We start from the raw sequence: 16,651 nt of genomic DNA, 5'->3' as shown, positions 1-16,651 counted from the left end.
TGCAATCTAAAAAGCTGTCTGGAGATTCAAAAAATTGACCAACATATGAGAGACAAATACTTGAAAAGATTAAAAGAAGAAGGCCTATCTACAAGACAAATATCAAGGTTAACAGGAATTAGTAGAGGTATTGTTCTGAAAAGCTAACCGCAAGAACCGTCCCTTTGGTCTCTCTGTATCAAAATTTCTTTGCTATATAATTTCTAAAATCATCCACCATTTTTTCACTTCGTCCCTCTATATATTCTTCAGGAATATCAAAAAATTCTAAATGAATATTTTGCACCCTCATTAGCTGCACCAGTTCCTCCATAAAAATTCCTTTTTTTGTCAATGTATCGCAGGAAGGACTTCCTTGGATTCCTACTAATCCAAGGATCTGATAATTATTGCCTATATACTCCTTCATTTGATTGACAACTTGCTTTGCTAATTGCCTGCAAAGCTTTCTATAGTCTGGGATGTCATACTCCTCTTTTGTCTTAGGAGGACGATTTTCTCCTAAAAAAGTGAATTCAGGACATGGTAACTGAATAATGGAGATATGCTCTTCCAGTAATACGCTTATAATATCATTAAAAGCCCCTTGTGCCCTCTCCCATTCCCTTATAACAGCATTTTGATTTAATACACAATGGGCTGTATAAATAATTTGTTTTCTCCTATGCATTTTTAACAAACTTCCCTGTAACAAAGTTCTTAGGGAGCTTTTGTATTAGTAAAGCAACCAGTATACAACTGGCAATTTTATCTGCAAAGTTCCCTGTAATTCTTGGTATAAAGGCTGCAGTGAAAATTCTTTCACCACTGGCTAACAGCCAGGCGAAAATTAAATCCGTACCTCCTCCAGTTACACCACCATATACAAATACAGCTATTGGTGTTCCTATCAAAGGAGCTATTACAGATAATATAATGCCAGTAATTGCAGCTACTTTTAAATCAAACTTAAATCTTTTAGCAATAAATCCTACCATTAATCCAATTACAATATTTACAATGGCAAACGGGATGTTTTTAGGATTCGTAATCATTCCTTGAATGACATTGGTTAACCCTCCTGTTAATGCTCCAGCAAAGGGTCCTAGTATTACTGCTACAAAAATGGTTCCTATCGTATCTAGGAACAACAAAGGAATTTGCAGGGTCTGTACAATCGTACCAAAAACAATGTTAATTACAATTCCTAGTGAAGCCATAATCATAGCGTTGGTTGATTGGAATGGTGAACTTTTCAATATAATTCCTCCTAACAAAATAATATTTTCACTTTGATTTTATTAGGTTTGTTTAAAAAGGTACAATTGAAAATTTCAATAATAGTTACTATTCCTATAAAAATAATAAATTGGCATAGAAAATCATCTCAACCCATGTTCTTCTTAACTGGTAGACCAGATGTGTTCAGCAACATTTTTCTATATTTTTCTGCATTATTTGAGGTGTTTTCCACTAGATGATTCTCTATTTATATATTATCTAAGGCACTTAGTCTAGCATTAGGAGCTACCAATCAACCTCCAATAGGAAAAAGTTTCTCCAGGGTGGATGATAATACCATCCAATTTGTCGATAGCAATGCTTAAATTTATTACCTTGTTGTGTGTTGCACTCACATGTCAACATTTTTTAATTCTCGATATAAAGGAGTCTGGTGAGAAAAGCTAATATAGGAGAAAAATTTTTTGCTTGTTTTTTGCATAGGATTTTCGACTAAAATACCATTGGAAATAGATTGCCCTTTACAACATGCATTATATATCGCTATTCTCTACTAATCCACCCTCTGCCTGAATTCTAGCTAAGGATGAAGCTTACTGCTTGACTATCCATACTTTTTCACCCTGTATAAGGGACTAACACAAAATCATAGATTTTGGTCATCTGCTTAATAAAGTACATAATTTTCTATGTGTTATAAAAAATAGAAAAGTGTAAATAGTCATTGTTGCTTTCATGTGAATCACAACTGGAAGCTGCACTACAGTCATAATTATATTTATAAGCAACAGAGTTGCCAGATAGGATACACTGCAAAACAAAAGTCCTTTATCTAATTGCTGATGCGTACGCTTTAAAAAATAGAAGCTTAAATATAATAATGAACCTCCAATGGAAATTCCTAAAATAGAAATCAATGTAATAAGAAGTTCTGAAAAATAGGCTATAGATTGAAATAGTGTCTTAGAAGTAACAGCTTCAAATAAATTATTTGTAAATAGGTCTATATAATATATAGCATAATTATTATTTACTACTGGTACGTAAAAATCGAATTTGATCATTTTCAGTAGTATATATATACAAGAAGTCAAAAATAAAAATCGTATTATTAGATAAATAAGTGTTTTTTTACTGGATTTTATAGCTTCTAAAAAATATTGAGACAACCAGCTATTTGATATAGTTGAAAATATTTCTTTTATTACTTTAATTTGACTTTTGATAAGATAATATATAATAAAAATACCGAATATAAATGTAATTATTAGGTTTATTTGAGAAGCGTTTTTTTGAAAGCTTCTATAGTCTACTATTTTATAGTTTGATGGTGATTTTCCTATATCTTCCAATACCTTTATGACAGCGTTTGGACTTTCAATGGCATTTTCTTCATTTGATATTGATACCTGAAAATAGGGAATCTCCATATGCTCATCCAATGTAAATGCAGTCTGTAAAGGAATGTATATATCAGGTTCTTTTCTTTTTAATAAATTAGATAAAAAAGTACTTTTTCTTTTGTTTACTCCAATAATAGTAAAGTTTTCATCCATCAAGTCTATATTCATGCCAACGATATCCGTGCTCTTAAATAACTTTAATGCTGTTTCTTCTTCTATAACTAAAACTCTGTCATTATTGTCTTCTTGCTTTTCTGTTAAAAAGCTTCCTTTTATAATATGAATATCAGTAAAGCTTTGATAGGAAGGACTTACTGCCAAAGCTTTACTGAATATAGTATTTGACTGGTTTTTTATATTTGCTTCAAAGGGAAGGGTAAATGAAATAAGATTTTCCTTTAGTTTATTCTTTAACTGCAAAACCTCATCCTTAGTAAACCCATATGTATTACTTTTTATTGGATTTTCTTTTGCTTCAACCGATATTTTGTTAAAACCAAATGTACTCAATAGCGCTTCAGTATTTTTATTTATTCCCTGAATGAAGCAAATACTGAGCAGCAAAGTAAAAACCCCAAAAAATAAAGAGTATTTCCATGCTTTTGTGCTGTTCATTTTCCTCACTTCCTTTGCTGAGGGCGTACTCTGCTGCCGTCATGAATTGCTTTTTCAGAATCATATACAATACTCGTTTTATTATCCAGCCCTTCTAATATTACGGTATTTCGATTATCGCTATCCCCTATATTTACATATTGTTTTTCCACATAATACTCCTTGCCTAAAGCGCCTTCTCGTTCTTTTAATAGAAAAACAAAATATCCACTATTATCTCTTCCTAAAGCAGAATTAGGTACAAGGGTATTGAAGTTTTTTGACTTTTTAATGATACGATAATCTAACTTTTCGCCCCCTAAGAAATCTCTTTCATCTAAATCAGCTGTAACCTCTTTAAAATTGTCCTTGATCACAATTTTCTTAATAGGTATATCAATGTATTTACTTGCCGATTTTAAATAAACTAATATAGAATCTCCAACAGATATAAAACTATTGTTTTCTAAATCAAGGGAAACAGAAAAAACAAAACCCTTCTCTGAATGAACTATTGAACATATGGGCTCATTATCCCGTGTTAATTCACCACTTTGATAATGAATTTCCTTAACAAGACCATCATATGGAGAAAGGATTCTTTCTTCCTCCTGCAGCTCATCTATTTTTAACTGCTGAGCTTGTATATCGTAGCGTTGAGCTTCAATATCCCTTTTCTTTTCTTCTTCAGATATTTGCTGCCTGTTTTTTTCTTCCTGCAGCTCTACTTTTTTTTGTTGATAATCTTTTTCAGCTGTTTCGAGGTGGTACTGTGCCTCTTTAACATTCTCGCCTGTTTCAACTCCTGCCTCTAACAATTTCAGTTTTTTGTCTAAATCATTTTCCAGCTTATTCACTTTTTCTAAAGCTTTTTCAACTTCCAATTCCAGAATTCCCACCTGAGTACTTTTTGTTTCCAAAAGTAATTTTTCTAAATTTGCTTCTAATTTCTTTAAGTGTATTTCCTCTTCAGTCAGCTTATTATTTGAAGCTTGACTATAAAGAACTGCTATAGTCTCTCCCTTTTTCACCTTTTCCCCTGCTTCAACCTTTATTTCTTTTACTCTTTTTATTGACTCAGAATATATGTTAAGAGTTTCCTTTGGAATAATTGTCCCAGTACCTGCTGTTTCATATGTTAATATACCAGAATGAGGTTTTGATACAGTTACCTCGGGAAGAAACATGTTTTGAATAGTTTTCGAAAAAAAAGTAATAATTAACATGGTACTAAAGAAAATAATAATAGCTTTTCCAAATATTTTTTTCTTTTGTTTATCATTTATTTCTTCATAATTCTGCATAATCAACCTCCAAATACATGCTTAAGCTTATTGTTTTATACCTGAATTCAGCTGTATTCCCTCAACAAGATAACATTCCCAATAAAAGAATATGAATAAAGCCGGCAGCATGTATATCGTTGATGCTGCAAAAGCATAGTGAAAGTCCTTTTTTCCAATTATAGATAGATAGGTGGATAAAGGTCTTTTTACAGCATCATCTATAAATAACAAAGGTTGTTCCACCATGTTCCAGTAGTCTATAAATTGAAGTATGATAAGGGAAGCAATTGCCGGCTTTAACATAGGAAGTATTATGTAAAAGAATATTTGAAAATACCCTGCACCATCTATCTGTGCAGCCTCAATGCATTCTTTGGGAATGTAATTCATAAACTGCTTCATTAGAAACACGCCAAAGGGTGCAAAAATAGCAGGCAGAATTAGTGCCCTATATGTATTCATGATACCTAATCTGTCTACCATTAAATAATTTGGAACAAGGGTGACCTGAAAGGGCATCATCATTGCAATAATATAGATATAAAATATTTTATTTCCACCTTTAAAGTATATTTTACTAAAAGCATAGGCAGCTGTTGATGCGATAACTACTTGACCAACAATAATAGCTGCAATAATGCCTACAGAATTCCAAAACATTTTTAGGAAAAGAAATTGACGTAAAAGTATATTTTTATATTGCTCCAGTGTAAACATATCTGGAATTAGTTTCATAGTCATAAACTCATTATTATTTTGTATGCTCTGTGAAGAAGCAAATACAGGATATTGTTGTGTAATTTCTTCTGCTCCCATAAATGAATTTACTATAATGACAAGTATTGGAGATATAAAAAATAGTGATAACAATGTTAAAAAAATGTAAATATTAAACTTTTTATTATGTCTTATAAAATGTAATTTTTTTAATTTGAAAGGCATAAGATACCTCCTTTTTTCTTTGGCTATTTATGGAAGCTGCTGTACTTATTTTCCCATCGAAACAAAGCATATATTAATATCCCTAAGATTCCAGCCACTACATATGCTGCTGCACTCAGTTTTTGATAATCCAAGGAAACAAATACATTATTCATGTAATGCTGCATTGTATATATACTTTCATGAGGATAGGGGCCTGCTAGAAGATATACTTCTCTAAAAATTTTAAAAGAATTTATAATAGATATAACAACAACAAAAAAGGAAATAGGAGCAAGATACGGCAGCGTAATATGCATCAGTTTATTTATAGTCCCAGCTCCTTCTAATTCTGCTGCCTCATAATATTCCTTAGGTATTCTTAAAAGACCTCCTAAAAAAATCACCATACAATATCCGATATTCTTCCATGCGTAAAGGAGAACCATGACAATCCTAGCCTTATCAGAATTCAGCCAATCTATGACATTAAATCCCAGCGAAGTAAGCAGTGCATTAAATGTCCCTTGCGTATGAAAAAGGATGTCCCATATAAGCACTACTGATGCTGTCGGGATAACCATTGGCGCTACAAAAGCAGTCCTAAAGATATTGCTGCCATACATTTTTTGATTTAAGACTATTGCTAAAAGCAATCCTAAAAACATGGTTGCTGGCACGGCCAATAAGACAAAATATGCCGTATTGGCTAGTGCCATTAGAAATAAATCATTGGATAGTATGTTTACATAGTTTTTTAACCCTACAAAGCTTCCTCCTATGGACCAATCCACCAAAGAATACCATCCACATCCTAAAAAGGGAAGAATATAAAATAGTAGAAAACCTAATAAGCTTGGAAACAGAAATACAAATAACGCCCATCTTCTGGTTAAGTTCATCTTCATTCGTTGTCTGCCCCTTTTTTATTCTTTAAAATACATTTCCACCTTTCGCTGTATAGCTTCAGCCGTTTCTTCTGCAGATCTCTCACCATTAAAGAATCTTCTAACTTCCTCCTCAATGATTTCATCAACTTGTATATCATTCATATTGGTATGATTTAATTTAGGCAGAATTTCATTCAATTTCTCTACATTATCTGTCAGCTGCTTTTTTATTTTATCTAGTGATGTAACTTGATAACCATAAAGATCACCATATTTATTCATCATATCTTCTGCATCTGCAAATCTATCTTCAATTTTAATTTCCCTTGCCCTTTTATTTATTGGTATGCTATAAAGTTGTTGATAGCATTGAATTTCTTCTGAAATAAGATATTTGATAAACTCCCATGCCTCTTCTTTATACTTCGTTTGGCTATTTATCCCGTACATTTCACCTGAATCAAAATTATATGTGGCATTATTTAAGGTTGGATATCCATAAAAACTAACTTCATCTGCATTAATTAAGCCGTTGCTGTAAAAAATAGAAAAATCATGTATATGAAATGGGTAAAGCACGATTCCTTCCATTTGCATATCACCTTCTGAAATATCAGGATTCACAAAGGTCTCTTGTGATATGTTTTCACACATTTTTAGTAAATCAATAAATTCTTCTGATGTAAAAGTAGCCTTTCCAGTTTCATAATCAACAAAGCCTTTATCTAAAGAATTATATATATATTGAAATAATCTTTCGGGTACGATGGTGGGCATTCCATACATATCAATTGTCCCATCTCCGTCTATATCCTTTGTAGCTCTATTGGCTATGTCTATAAAATCCTTCCATGTCCAGCCTTTATCATTGATTTCAATGGATTGTTCCTTTAAAAATCCTGTATTTGTCAAGAAAGCCGGATAAGAAAAATCTAATGGCATAGCATACAATTTACCTTTATATTCTAAAGCATCAAATATGTTGGAATAGTATTGACTTTTATCAAAGGAAGCATCTTCTTCCATAAGCTCCTTTAGGTCTAAAAGCAATTTTTTGTCTGCATACCTTCTGTAAGGAATACTATCTATCAGAAGAATATCTGGACCCTTTCCAGTTAACATCTGTGCATTTATTTTTTGAACAAAGTCATTTGCTTTTTTAGCACTTTCTTCTAAGGTCTTTAATGTTTCTTCATAGGTCATATCCGATGTTATCCAAGAAAAAGCGTTATGATTGTCTATGTTTATAACAATATCAGGATGTTGATTTTCAAATTTATTTATAGCGTACTCTAAGATAGGAGATAAATGTCTTACTGAAATTGTTAGTTCTTTTATACCACCTTCTATATGAATTTTTCTCGAATTTACTTTATATAGATAGCTTTTATTATCCTTGTTATTATAAACACATAAGTAGATACTTCCATCATTATTAATAGCAAAATCCTGAAAGTTGAATTCATCTTGAGTTTTCTCGCTTAATATAGCATCCATATTAATCATCTTATTTAACGATTGGCTCTCCGGATCAAATTTTGAAATATTGTTATTGTTTAATTCTGCTAGATATATAGATTGATCCTGTTTTGAATAAGCAGCCGTTCTTAGGTAAGAAAGGTTTTTATCATCTTCGTATTCCCATAAAATCTCATCTTTTAAAGGATTTTGTTTTGTAATATAAACCTTATCTTTGTAAGTAATGGTATACAAATTATCTTCCTCGTCAAGCACCATAAGAACATAACCATCTGATTTTAGGGTTTTTATATGTTTCCCTTCCGGATCAAATACTTGTGTGCTTGCCTGTTGTGCTTGTGGTATTAATAAATAGATGTTCCCCTTTGAATCCACCTTCATATCCCATCGAAATATTGCATTCTCTTCTGATATGTTTACATCCTTAAGCTCTAAATTGATTTCCCTTATTTTTTCGCCTTCCAGAGTATGAACATAGATCTTTGGTTCTGTATTTGAAACAAATGTATATATGTAATCATTAGAATCAATGGTAAAAAGCTGTACAGGAAAGTCTTGTGGTAAGCCTTCACAATTGATATCTATTCTATTTCCTTCATCGTCAATTATTATAAATTGGCGATTTTCCATATCATATGTAAGCAGCTGTTCATTTGACAAAAGCTTTATTTTGCTAACTGATTCAAGTTCAATATCTGGACCAATTTCCTCAGCTTCATATTTAATTTTTATAACCTCTTGTGGTGGTTGCTTTGCATTGGTCAATAGAAAAACAGCTAAAACTGAAAATATGGCAATCCCAAGAATAGACCATAGTAGATAATTTTTTTTAAAGTTCACGATATTTTTCACCCTTTCAATTATAAATTTTTTTCGATTTATCATTCCTACAGCACCGTATATACTGTTATTTCCAGAAAAGATATCAAGCATTTTCAACATTGTATTTCCATATTTTTTGTACTCATTAGGCTCAATATAAGATAATACCTGTTCATCGCAGGCTTTTTCAGAGTCCTGGCGAATAATATTAAAGACAAACCATATCACTGGATTAAACCAATGAAGTATTTGAAGGAAAATTAAAATCCATCGAACGATAATATCCTTTCGTTTGTAATGTGCCAATTCATGCATAAAAACAAATTTTAATTCATCTTCCATTAATAGCTCAACATAATCCGGTGAAAGTATTATTTTAGGATGTAAAATTCCCAATAATGAGGGTGTTTTAATTCTAGCGTCCATTACTAAAGGTATTTTTTTATTTACTTTCATTTTTGATTTACAGATTTCATAAATTGCTATTATATTTCTGTTGTTACATGGGGAAAGGCTCTTTATTTTCATACTATAAGATAGCTGTAGCCATAGAATATATACTGCTCCAAAGCATACACCCAATAGCCATATAATAGCTGCAATATAAGGAACTTGAAATCTACTTTTATTAGAATCATAAGTATACTCAGAAAAAGTATATCTGCTTTGATTTGGTAGTAAATTGAAAGCATTAGGTTCATTTTTATTTGCAAATTCTTGTTGTTTATCCGCTATTAGGAAAGAATCTGTGCTAAAGTGTTTTTGCTCCGAAGAATTTACCCCGGATTGAATGTTATTAGAATTAATATAGTTATGACTCATGTTGTTTATTACAGGGGATTGTATTTCTTCTGTTTTATAATTATGATTGGTAAAGAAATTATAAATACTGATAGAACTTTCAGGATAATAGGGCATAACTAATCTAACTAATAAAATTATCCAAATCAGATAATGGCAAGCAGCACTGATTTTATTTTTAAATATTTTTTTAACAAAAAGAATTACTATAGCTGCAACAGATCCTAAAAATGAAATTTTTAGGATTGTATAAAATACGTTTAATAAAGTCACTTTTTATCACCTCTTATCCTCACATTCATCTAGAAGGTTTTTAATTTCTTTTATTTCCTTTTTTGATAGATTCTCATTTTTTAGAAAGTTGGCCATTAATAATTGAAGTGATCCGTTATATACCTTTTCTAAAAAGGATTTTGTCTCTTCTTTTTTACAAAAATTCTCTTCAATTAATGGGTAATAAACGTATGGATCCTCTTTTGCAACTCCTAGTACTTTCTTTTGTACAAGTCTACGAATTAAGGTATGAATCGTCTTTCTATTCCAATCTGTTTTCACTATCAATTCTTCAATAATTTCTGCTGCAGTAACAGGATGTTCTTTCCATACAACCTCCATTACTTTCCATTCTGCATCTGATATCTTGGATATATTTTCACTCATTTATCTTTTCTCCTTATATATAATTTTTAAAATACATGGGACTACAAATGTACTCTATTATAAGAGTACATTTGTAGTCCCATGTTGTCAAGTGTATCTTTTAAAAATTAGAAGTTTAACATCAAAATTCCAGTAAAAAATTTGTATTTAATGGAATTATATTTTAGTGAAGGTTTACATTTTGGGCAGAGACCAAGGGGACGGTTTGACACGACATTCCAAACTACTATAGAATTAGTTTGGAGGTGAAATTAAATTCCAAGAAAAGGATAAAGAATTATTCCATTATTAAATTTTTATAAGTTGATGATGTCTTTAAGAAGTTCCAGGAGGGATTACCACACGGTCTGACGATCCCTTTGGTTTTCAATCAGTAATAAACAGTTTATCGGCTATTTTAGCAATTTACCGAACATTAATTTGAAGTAATATCTAATTATGTTACTTTTATATAAAGCATACTATGAATCTAATGATATAAAAAAATAGTATGGCATCATTGTTAAAGATAAAATTATTATGATCTTTACGTTTTAAATACAGCGAAAGGAAGGATAGTTAAAATGCTGAACTATTGGTGTATTGTATTATTTATATCTTTTCCTGAGTCTGTGCTTATACTTTTACTAGGCTTTCATCTAACCAATATCAGAAATGCTAATCTCTATAAAATATTAATTATATCAGCTATCCAGGCAATCATTAGTTTGTTTTTATTGATATTTATGATTGGGGCGGAATATGCTACTATTCTACAAATAGCTTCTTTATATGTATTAGTCCTTATTTTTTTTCAATTTCAATATTATAAAGCAATTATCCCTGTGTTAATAGGATCATTTATACAAGGGATATTACAAAGTATTATATTTCCATTTTTAAGTAGCTTCTTAAAGATAGAAATAATGACTTTACAAAATGATTTTAAAAGTGGAATTATTTGTTTTTTTCCTGTTTTATTAATATCAGTGCTACTATTTCTATTTATAAGAAAAAAGAATTATTATGTGTGGGATATCATTACTTAGAAATATAGAAGGTGAACACTTTGAAAAGCAAAGGTAATTATATCATAATATCAACAATATTATTCCAAGGTATTTTAATATTATTATTTACTTCCTCAATTTTAAGAGCGTATTCTTTAGAAATACTAAAGAAAAACATACCTTTTATTAACATTGTTATAATTGCTACAACAATTTTAATCATTATCTCGTTTAAAAGGTTGCGTTTATATGAAGCTAGACAAATCGAGTTAAAGTTAATAAAAACAAATATGGAGGCAGTAGAAAAATTAATCACTATACTACGGACTGAAAGACATGATTATATTGCTCATATACAGTGTATCCAAGCATTAGCCTATTTGGAAGAATATGAGGAATTAGCAGAGTATGTACAAGGAATTTCAACTAATTATCGAGTCACAAATCAAATGATAAGAGTTGGGCATCCAGCTTTAACAGCGCTATTAAATTCTAAAAGAGAAGTGGCACAAGAAAAAGGCATTAATTTCACTATTAATTGTAGGTATAAACTTGACACTATTTCAATAAGTGCATGGGAACTATGTAGCCTAGTTTCAAACTTAATAGAAAATGCAATAGAGGCTGCTTGTATGACGGCAGGCGAAAAGTGGATTCAGTTTACCATAGATTATTATGAGAATAGTTATGTATTAGAAATCGAAAATACAGGGCAGATAGATTTTGAGCTTATAAATATTTTATATGAGCCAGGGACTTCCACTAAAGATTCAGTGGCAAGAGGGTATGGACTTCATATATGCAAAAAAATATTAGAGAAATATCAGGGGACAATAGAATTTAAAAATACCCACAGCAATACTGTGATTTTTACCGTTAGACTGCCGAGGGGAGAATATAACTATGATTCGAAAGCTATCTAATAACATTTCTTCTTATCTATGTAATGAACTAAGTTATGACAATGAAAAAAGAGAAATTCTTTCTTATGGTTTGCAAATCTTTCTAGGAACTTCATTCAAAATAATTACTATACTAATACTTTCTTATTTTTTAAAAACTTTCGCATCAACCTTAGTAGTATGTATATCTTTTGTATTTTTCAGAAGAATTATCGGGGGAAGTCATTATGATACCTACAATAAATGTTATACCGTAAGTGTTTCACTTACGCTTTTGCTGGGGATAATAGGAGAGGTAGTCACTGTACCTTATAGAGTATTATATGTATTAATTATTTTCACCTATTTGATCAGCGTGTTAATAACAATTGTATGGGTACCTATGGGAACACAGAAAAAAACTATAAATAATAGAAAAACACGTTTAAAGATTAAATATAAAACTATATTTTTTCTAACTGTTTGGATTGTATTTTTGATAGGTTATGAAAGATTATTTTTATCACTAATAAGTTTTTCTAGTTTGTTAGGCATCACTCTAGCATTTTTCTTAGCAACACCGTTAGGTAGTAAATTCATTAGGATTATAGTCTGGAACTAGAAAGGGGGTATAAGAATGTTTAAAAAACTTAAGACTAGCGTTTTATCAGTAGCAGCTTGTTTACTTACAATAGTAGCTATGAGTGGTGTAAGTCCAGCTAGTATGTGGTATATATATGAGCCAGATATACCGAAAAGTATTAAAAAGGAATTGTAGGTTATAGTCTATGGCTAATATATTAATTTGTGATGATCATAAACCTATAAGAAAAATGCTAGAGAAAATAGCCTCTGAAAATCCTTTTGTCAGCAAAGTTTTTGTTGCTGAAGATGGGGTAGAGGCGGTAAAAGTAGTACAGCAAGAAAAAATAGATATTGCATTACTTGATATCGATATGCCTAATTTAAATGGGATTGATGCAGCAAAGCTTATCAACAAAATATCTCCTGATACAAAATTCGTTTTTATAACTGCCCATATGGAGTATGCCATCGATTCCTTTGCTGTTCATCCTTATAACTATTTGATTAAACCAATAGATATTACTACATTTAAGGATACCTTAGATGAACTCATAGTGTTAATAAATATCCAATTTAAACAGCCGATTATAGATAAGTTGACTATAAAAAATAAAAATAGTATTTTATTGATATCATTTGATGATATACTTTTTTTTGAGAAAATAGGAAAAGATACAATCGTGAACACTTGTAAAGAGGATTATGTTACGAGTATGATATTAAAAGAATTAGAGAGCATTTTAAATAACAATTTTTTAAGAGTGCATCAGTCTTTTATAGTAAATACTAATAAGATTAAGAAAATTGAAGATGTTGGTAACAGAACCTACATCATTGAGTTTAATAATACCAAGAAAACAGCATTTATGAGTAGAAATAATTATAAAAAGTTTACAAAATATTTAAAACTTAAATAATAAAAGTTATTATCTTGTACCATTTATGACAAAATATGACCAAATACATGGGTTTATTGGCTAGATGACTTAAATTAATAGAATTACAGATAACAATACCTTATAATGTAATTAAGTTGGTGGCCGCCAAAAAACTAATTATAAGGGAGATGTTATAATGAATGTAAAATTTAAAAAGATATTTTCGGTTCTATTAATAGTAGTAATGATGATTAGTAGTTTTAGCATTGCTTTTGCAGATGAGGTAAATGACGAGGAATTATCTAAACCTGTAGAAATGATTCTGGTAGAAAATGGCGTGCCTAGAGTAATCACATTTGATGAATTAGAAAAAATTTACCCTGCGAATATACTGTCAGAGTCCTTAATGCCTAATGAGGATGTAATTGATTTTAAAACTCCCTCTGATGAAGGTGACCTCGTTACACCAATGTCTACTACTTTTTATAAATATGTAGAGAAAAGTGGTAAAGATAGTATCAATTATAACGATTCAAAAGCTGTTACTCCTTGGATAGATGGCGGTCAAGACGGTTCATCTGTATCATATGGAGAAAGTATAACCCATACTAGTAGCTTTGGTGTTTCAGCTACGGTTGAAATAAATGCTATCCTAGCGACTTTAGGAGCGTCTTATGTAAAATCATCTTCGAATAGTACAAGTTTTGGAGCGACATTTACTATAGGTGCTAATAAGAGAGCACGTGTGAGATTTGCTCCGACAACAAGGGCTAGTGAGGGAACCGTACAAACATGGAGACAACTTGAAGGAGAATTAAACCCAAGACTTATATCTGAAAAAGCAGCTTCATCAACTGTTGTAAGAAAGGTTGGCAATTTTGCGGACGGTCTGTATTATTTAGAATATCAATAGACATTAATTTATTGAGGTGAAATTTTGAGAATAAGAAAAGGATCTATTATATTTCTAATTTTAGTTATTAGTGTGGCTTTGTTATTTTTCTTGTCCCAAGAATCATTTGTAAAAGATTATAACACAAAAGAATTGGCGATGAGTAGTTTATTAGATGGTAAAAACAGCGTTTTAGAAACTATTCTTGTTGGTGATGATAGAGAAGTAATAGTTTTTTATGATAAAGATAATGAGGCTATCTTTATTGTGACAATACGTGCCTTAGAAAATAGAACTAAATTTATTGTAGAAAATCAAACTAATGCATGGAAAATTGGTGGAAAACCTTCACCCATGATTAGTGGTCTGTATGATGTTGGAGATGAGAGTATAACTTTTTATGCTTGGAAAGGCTCTGATAAGATAGTTAGGTTGGTAAATGATAATAAATTAATCAATGAAAACAAAAATAAAATCAAAGAATATGAAGAAGATGTTTACTTATTGTTTTTGTTAGATAGATAAAGATCAAGTAAAGATCAATAGATCAAGGGTAAGATCAAGGGGACGGTTCTGTTGGTTGAGTCACCTCCAAATATATGATAACATAAACTTGGAGGTGACTTTTTATGCCAAGAAAAGCAAGAGAGAAAAGCGAAAGCGGTAACTATCATATAATTTTACGAGGAATTAATAAACAAATTATATTTGAAGATGAGGAAGATAACACAAAATTTTTACAGACATTGAATGAGTATAAAGATAAAAGTGAGCCAATTGAAAATGAAAGCTACTTTTTAACAGTATTACGATACATACATCAAAACCCTGTAAAAGCAGGAATAACAAAGGATATTGAAAGCTATAAATGGAGTAGTTATAATGAATTTATAGACAAAGAAGAAATTGCAGATATAGATTTTGTATTAAAAATATTTGATAGAAATAGAGAAAAAGCAATAGAGAAATTTAAAACATACCATAAAGAAATAAATGATAAAAAATGCTTAGATATCGAAGAAAAAATGAGGTTGACAGATGATGAAGCAATAGAAGTAATTAAAAGGATTTGCAATCTGAAAAGCTGTCTGGAGATTCAAAAAATTGACCAACATACGAGAGACAAATACTTGAAAAGATTAAAAGAAGAAGGCCTATCTACAAGGCAAATAACAAGGTTAACAGGAATTAGTAGAGGTATTGTTCTGAAAAGCTAACCACAAGAACTGTCCCCTTGGTATCAACCCTTGGTATCAATATTTTAGCGATTAAGGAGGTAAACATGAGTATTCAACAAACTTTATCTACTCTAATTTTATCTACAATTATTAATATAGGGCTAATTTATCTTATACCATTAAAACAATTATTTTTAGCAATTCACTTAAAAAAGTTAAGGATTCTATTGAGTTTTTTATTTATAACTATTGGTAATTATATTGCTATTTCTAGGGGGCATATAAATTTTATAACTAATATTCCAGTCTATTTAATTTTGTATGCAGGTAATTTTTTTATAGTTATAGGAGGTTATGGTATAGGTATAAAGGATGGTAATAATGAAAAATAAAAGAAAAGTATTATTTCTACTTTGCATGGTCTTTATAGTAACTATATTATATAGTGTTTATAATAAAATAAATAAAACAGGTGAAGTTAGTACTTTGTTTGTTGTTAAAGAAGATAATAAGTATGTAATTATAAATGAAAATGAGAAAAATATTTTGAAATCCTATTATCATTTTATTGACAGTAATTATGATGGTTATGCTAGGGTTATGCAATTTACTAAATGGGGTTTTATTGATAAAAAAGGTACTGTGCGAATTCCTATAAAATATGATTACGCTCTTAGTTTTTCAGAAGGTTATGCAGTCAAATCAAGGGGACGGTTCTGTTGGTTGGATCACTTCCAAATATATGATAACATAAACTTGGAGGTGACTTTTTATGCCAAGAAAAGCAAGAGAGAAGAGCGAAAGCGGTAACTATCATATAATTTTACGAGGAATTAATAAACAAATTATATTTGAAGATGAGGAAGATAACACAAAATTTTTACAGACATTGAATGAGTATAAAGATAAAAGTGGATATAAGATTTATGGATATTGCTTGATGGGAAATCATGCGCATATCCTTTTACAAGAAGTAGAAGAGGGAATAGAAACAATCATGCGACGTATAGGGTCAAGCTATGTATATTGGTACAACTGGAAGTACAAGAGGTGTGGTCATTTGTTTCAAGATAGATATAAAAGTGAGCCAATTGAAAATGAAAGCTACTTTTTAACAGTATTACGATACATACATCAAAACCCTGTAAAAGCAGGAATAACAAAGGATATT

19 protein-coding genes are annotated in these 16,651 nt (G+C 30.5%); 10 read left to right on the top strand and 9 right to left on the bottom strand.

The window, feature by feature from the left end; translation table 11 throughout:
* Window positions 1-178 precede the first annotated feature (178 nt).
* The 9 genes from CHB72_RS24450 to CHB72_RS24410 form a co-directional block, all read right to left on the bottom strand.
* Complete coding sequence (locus CHB72_RS24450) at window positions 179-670, bottom strand: CD3072 family TudS-related putative desulfidase (protein WP_089285485.1); 492 nt, start codon at window positions 668-670, stop codon at window positions 179-181.
* Complete coding sequence (locus CHB72_RS24445; RefSeq protein ID WP_089285484.1) at window positions 663-1,238, bottom strand: CD3073 family putative ECF transporter S component; 576 nt, start codon at window positions 1,236-1,238, stop codon at window positions 663-665. The genes CHB72_RS24450 and CHB72_RS24445 overlap by 8 nt, the downstream gene beginning before the upstream one ends.
* A 261-nt stretch (window positions 1,239-1,499) precedes the next feature.
* Window positions 1,500-1,616 carry a VanW family protein gene (locus CHB72_RS24440; RefSeq protein WP_207652643.1) on the bottom strand — a complete coding sequence of 39 codons (117 nt, stop codon included), beginning with the start codon at window positions 1,614-1,616 and terminating at the stop codon, window positions 1,500-1,502.
* Between the two features lie 264 nt (window positions 1,617-1,880).
* On the bottom strand, window positions 1,881-3,239 hold the full coding sequence (locus tag CHB72_RS24435; protein WP_089285483.1) for an ABC transporter permease: 1,359 nt from the start codon (window positions 3,237-3,239) through the stop codon (window positions 1,881-1,883).
* Between the two features lie 5 nt (window positions 3,240-3,244).
* Window positions 3,245-4,522 (bottom strand): HlyD family secretion protein, encoded by a 1,278-nt coding sequence (locus tag CHB72_RS24430; protein WP_089285482.1) that lies wholly within the window; start codon window positions 4,520-4,522, stop codon window positions 3,245-3,247.
* A 27-nt stretch (window positions 4,523-4,549) separates the two neighbouring features.
* Complete coding sequence (locus CHB72_RS24425) at window positions 4,550-5,446, bottom strand: carbohydrate ABC transporter permease (RefSeq protein WP_089285481.1); 897 nt, start codon at window positions 5,444-5,446, stop codon at window positions 4,550-4,552.
* Window positions 5,447-5,469: 23 nt separating this feature from the next.
* Window positions 5,470-6,333 (bottom strand): carbohydrate ABC transporter permease, encoded by an 864-nt coding sequence (locus CHB72_RS24420; RefSeq protein ID WP_242975263.1) that lies wholly within the window; start codon window positions 6,331-6,333, stop codon window positions 5,470-5,472.
* Between the two features lie 18 nt (window positions 6,334-6,351).
* Window positions 6,352-9,690, bottom strand: coding sequence for an extracellular solute-binding protein (locus tag CHB72_RS24415; RefSeq protein ID WP_089285480.1), 3,339 nt, complete (start codon window positions 9,688-9,690; stop codon window positions 6,352-6,354).
* A gap of 6 nt (window positions 9,691-9,696) precedes the next feature.
* Window positions 9,697-10,077, bottom strand: coding sequence for a BlaI/MecI/CopY family transcriptional regulator (locus tag CHB72_RS24410; protein WP_089285479.1), 381 nt, complete (start codon window positions 10,075-10,077; stop codon window positions 9,697-9,699).
* A 1,048-nt stretch (window positions 10,078-11,125) separates the two neighbouring features.
* Here CHB72_RS24410 and CHB72_RS24400 point away from each other — a divergent pair.
* The 10 genes from CHB72_RS24400 to CHB72_RS24355 all read left to right on the top strand — a co-directional run.
* On the top strand, window positions 11,126-11,989 hold the full coding sequence (locus tag CHB72_RS24400; RefSeq protein ID WP_089285477.1) for a sensor histidine kinase: 864 nt from the start codon (window positions 11,126-11,128) through the stop codon (window positions 11,987-11,989).
* Window positions 11,970-12,569: an accessory gene regulator ArgB-like protein gene (locus CHB72_RS24395; protein WP_089285476.1), complete on the top strand. Its 600-nt coding sequence runs from the start codon at window positions 11,970-11,972 to the stop codon at window positions 12,567-12,569. Before CHB72_RS24400 ends, CHB72_RS24395 begins: the two co-directional genes overlap by 20 nt.
* A gap of 15 nt (window positions 12,570-12,584) precedes the next feature.
* Window positions 12,585-12,725 carry a cyclic lactone autoinducer peptide gene (locus CHB72_RS24390; RefSeq protein ID WP_089285475.1) on the top strand — a complete coding sequence of 47 codons (141 nt, stop codon included), beginning with the start codon at window positions 12,585-12,587 and terminating at the stop codon, window positions 12,723-12,725.
* 10 nt (window positions 12,726-12,735) lie between these two features.
* The gene (locus CHB72_RS24385) at window positions 12,736-13,449 is read left to right on the top strand and encodes a LytR/AlgR family response regulator transcription factor (RefSeq protein WP_089285474.1); all 714 of its coding nucleotides are present in this window, start codon (window positions 12,736-12,738) and stop codon (window positions 13,447-13,449) included.
* A gap of 157 nt (window positions 13,450-13,606) precedes the next feature.
* Window positions 13,607-14,323: a hypothetical protein gene (locus CHB72_RS24380; protein ID WP_089285473.1), complete on the top strand. Its 717-nt coding sequence runs from the start codon at window positions 13,607-13,609 to the stop codon at window positions 14,321-14,323.
* A 24-nt stretch (window positions 14,324-14,347) separates the two neighbouring features.
* Entirely contained in the window at window positions 14,348-14,827 is a 480-nt protein-coding gene (locus CHB72_RS24375; protein WP_089285472.1) for a hypothetical protein, read from the top strand.
* Window positions 14,828-14,931: 104 nt separating this feature from the next.
* Complete coding sequence (locus tag CHB72_RS24370; protein WP_089285471.1) at window positions 14,932-15,519, top strand: hypothetical protein; 588 nt, start codon at window positions 14,932-14,934, stop codon at window positions 15,517-15,519.
* Between the two features lie 65 nt (window positions 15,520-15,584).
* Complete coding sequence (locus CHB72_RS24365) at window positions 15,585-15,872, top strand: hypothetical protein (RefSeq protein ID WP_089285470.1); 288 nt, start codon at window positions 15,585-15,587, stop codon at window positions 15,870-15,872.
* Window positions 15,862-16,290 carry a WG repeat-containing protein gene (locus CHB72_RS24360; RefSeq protein WP_176431596.1) on the top strand — a complete coding sequence of 143 codons (429 nt, stop codon included), beginning with the start codon at window positions 15,862-15,864 and terminating at the stop codon, window positions 16,288-16,290. Before CHB72_RS24365 ends, CHB72_RS24360 begins: the two co-directional genes overlap by 11 nt.
* Window positions 16,253-16,651, top strand: a 399-nt coding sequence (locus tag CHB72_RS24355; RefSeq protein ID WP_242975213.1) for a transposase, incomplete at its 3' end; no start/stop codon positions are given. The genes CHB72_RS24360 and CHB72_RS24355, both read left to right, overlap by 38 nt.

This window comes from Anaerovirgula multivorans, from assembly GCF_900188145.1.
GTDB lineage: Bacteria > Bacillota > Clostridia > Peptostreptococcales > Natronincolaceae > Anaerovirgula > Anaerovirgula multivorans.
The sequence above is the reverse complement of the archived record's forward strand: the minus strand, read 5'-3'. Positions and strand labels throughout refer to the sequence as shown.

Bases quoted from the DNA above. Each gene is read 5' to 3' on its own strand.
- CHB72_RS24450 (WP_089285485.1), bottom strand. From the start codon at position 670: ATGCATAGGAGAAAACAAATTATTTATACAGCCCATTGTGTATTAAAT.
- CHB72_RS24435 (WP_089285483.1), bottom strand. From the start codon at position 3,239: ATGAACAGCACAAAAGCATGGAAATACTCTTTATTTTTTGGGGTTTTT.
- CHB72_RS24430 (WP_089285482.1), bottom strand. From the start codon at position 4,522: ATGCAGAATTATGAAGAAATAAATGATAAACAAAAGAAAAAAATATTT.
- CHB72_RS24425 (WP_089285481.1), bottom strand. From the start codon at position 5,446: ATGCCTTTCAAATTAAAAAAATTACATTTTATAAGACATAATAAAAAG.
- CHB72_RS24420 (WP_242975263.1), bottom strand. From the start codon at position 6,333: ATGAAGATGAACTTAACCAGAAGATGGGCGTTATTTGTATTTCTGTTT.
- CHB72_RS24410 (WP_089285479.1), bottom strand. From the start codon at position 10,077: ATGAGTGAAAATATATCCAAGATATCAGATGCAGAATGGAAAGTAATG.
- CHB72_RS24395 (WP_089285476.1), top strand. From the start codon at position 11,970: ATGATTCGAAAGCTATCTAATAACATTTCTTCTTATCTATGTAATGAA.
- CHB72_RS24390 (WP_089285475.1), top strand. From the start codon at position 12,585: ATGTTTAAAAAACTTAAGACTAGCGTTTTATCAGTAGCAGCTTGTTTA.
- CHB72_RS24385 (WP_089285474.1), top strand. From the start codon at position 12,736: ATGGCTAATATATTAATTTGTGATGATCATAAACCTATAAGAAAAATG.
- CHB72_RS24380 (WP_089285473.1), top strand. From the start codon at position 13,607: ATGAATGTAAAATTTAAAAAGATATTTTCGGTTCTATTAATAGTAGTA.
- CHB72_RS24370 (WP_089285471.1), top strand. From the start codon at position 14,932: ATGCCAAGAAAAGCAAGAGAGAAAAGCGAAAGCGGTAACTATCATATA.
- CHB72_RS24365 (WP_089285470.1), top strand. From the start codon at position 15,585: ATGAGTATTCAACAAACTTTATCTACTCTAATTTTATCTACAATTATT.
- CHB72_RS24360 (WP_176431596.1), top strand. From the start codon at position 15,862: ATGAAAAATAAAAGAAAAGTATTATTTCTACTTTGCATGGTCTTTATA.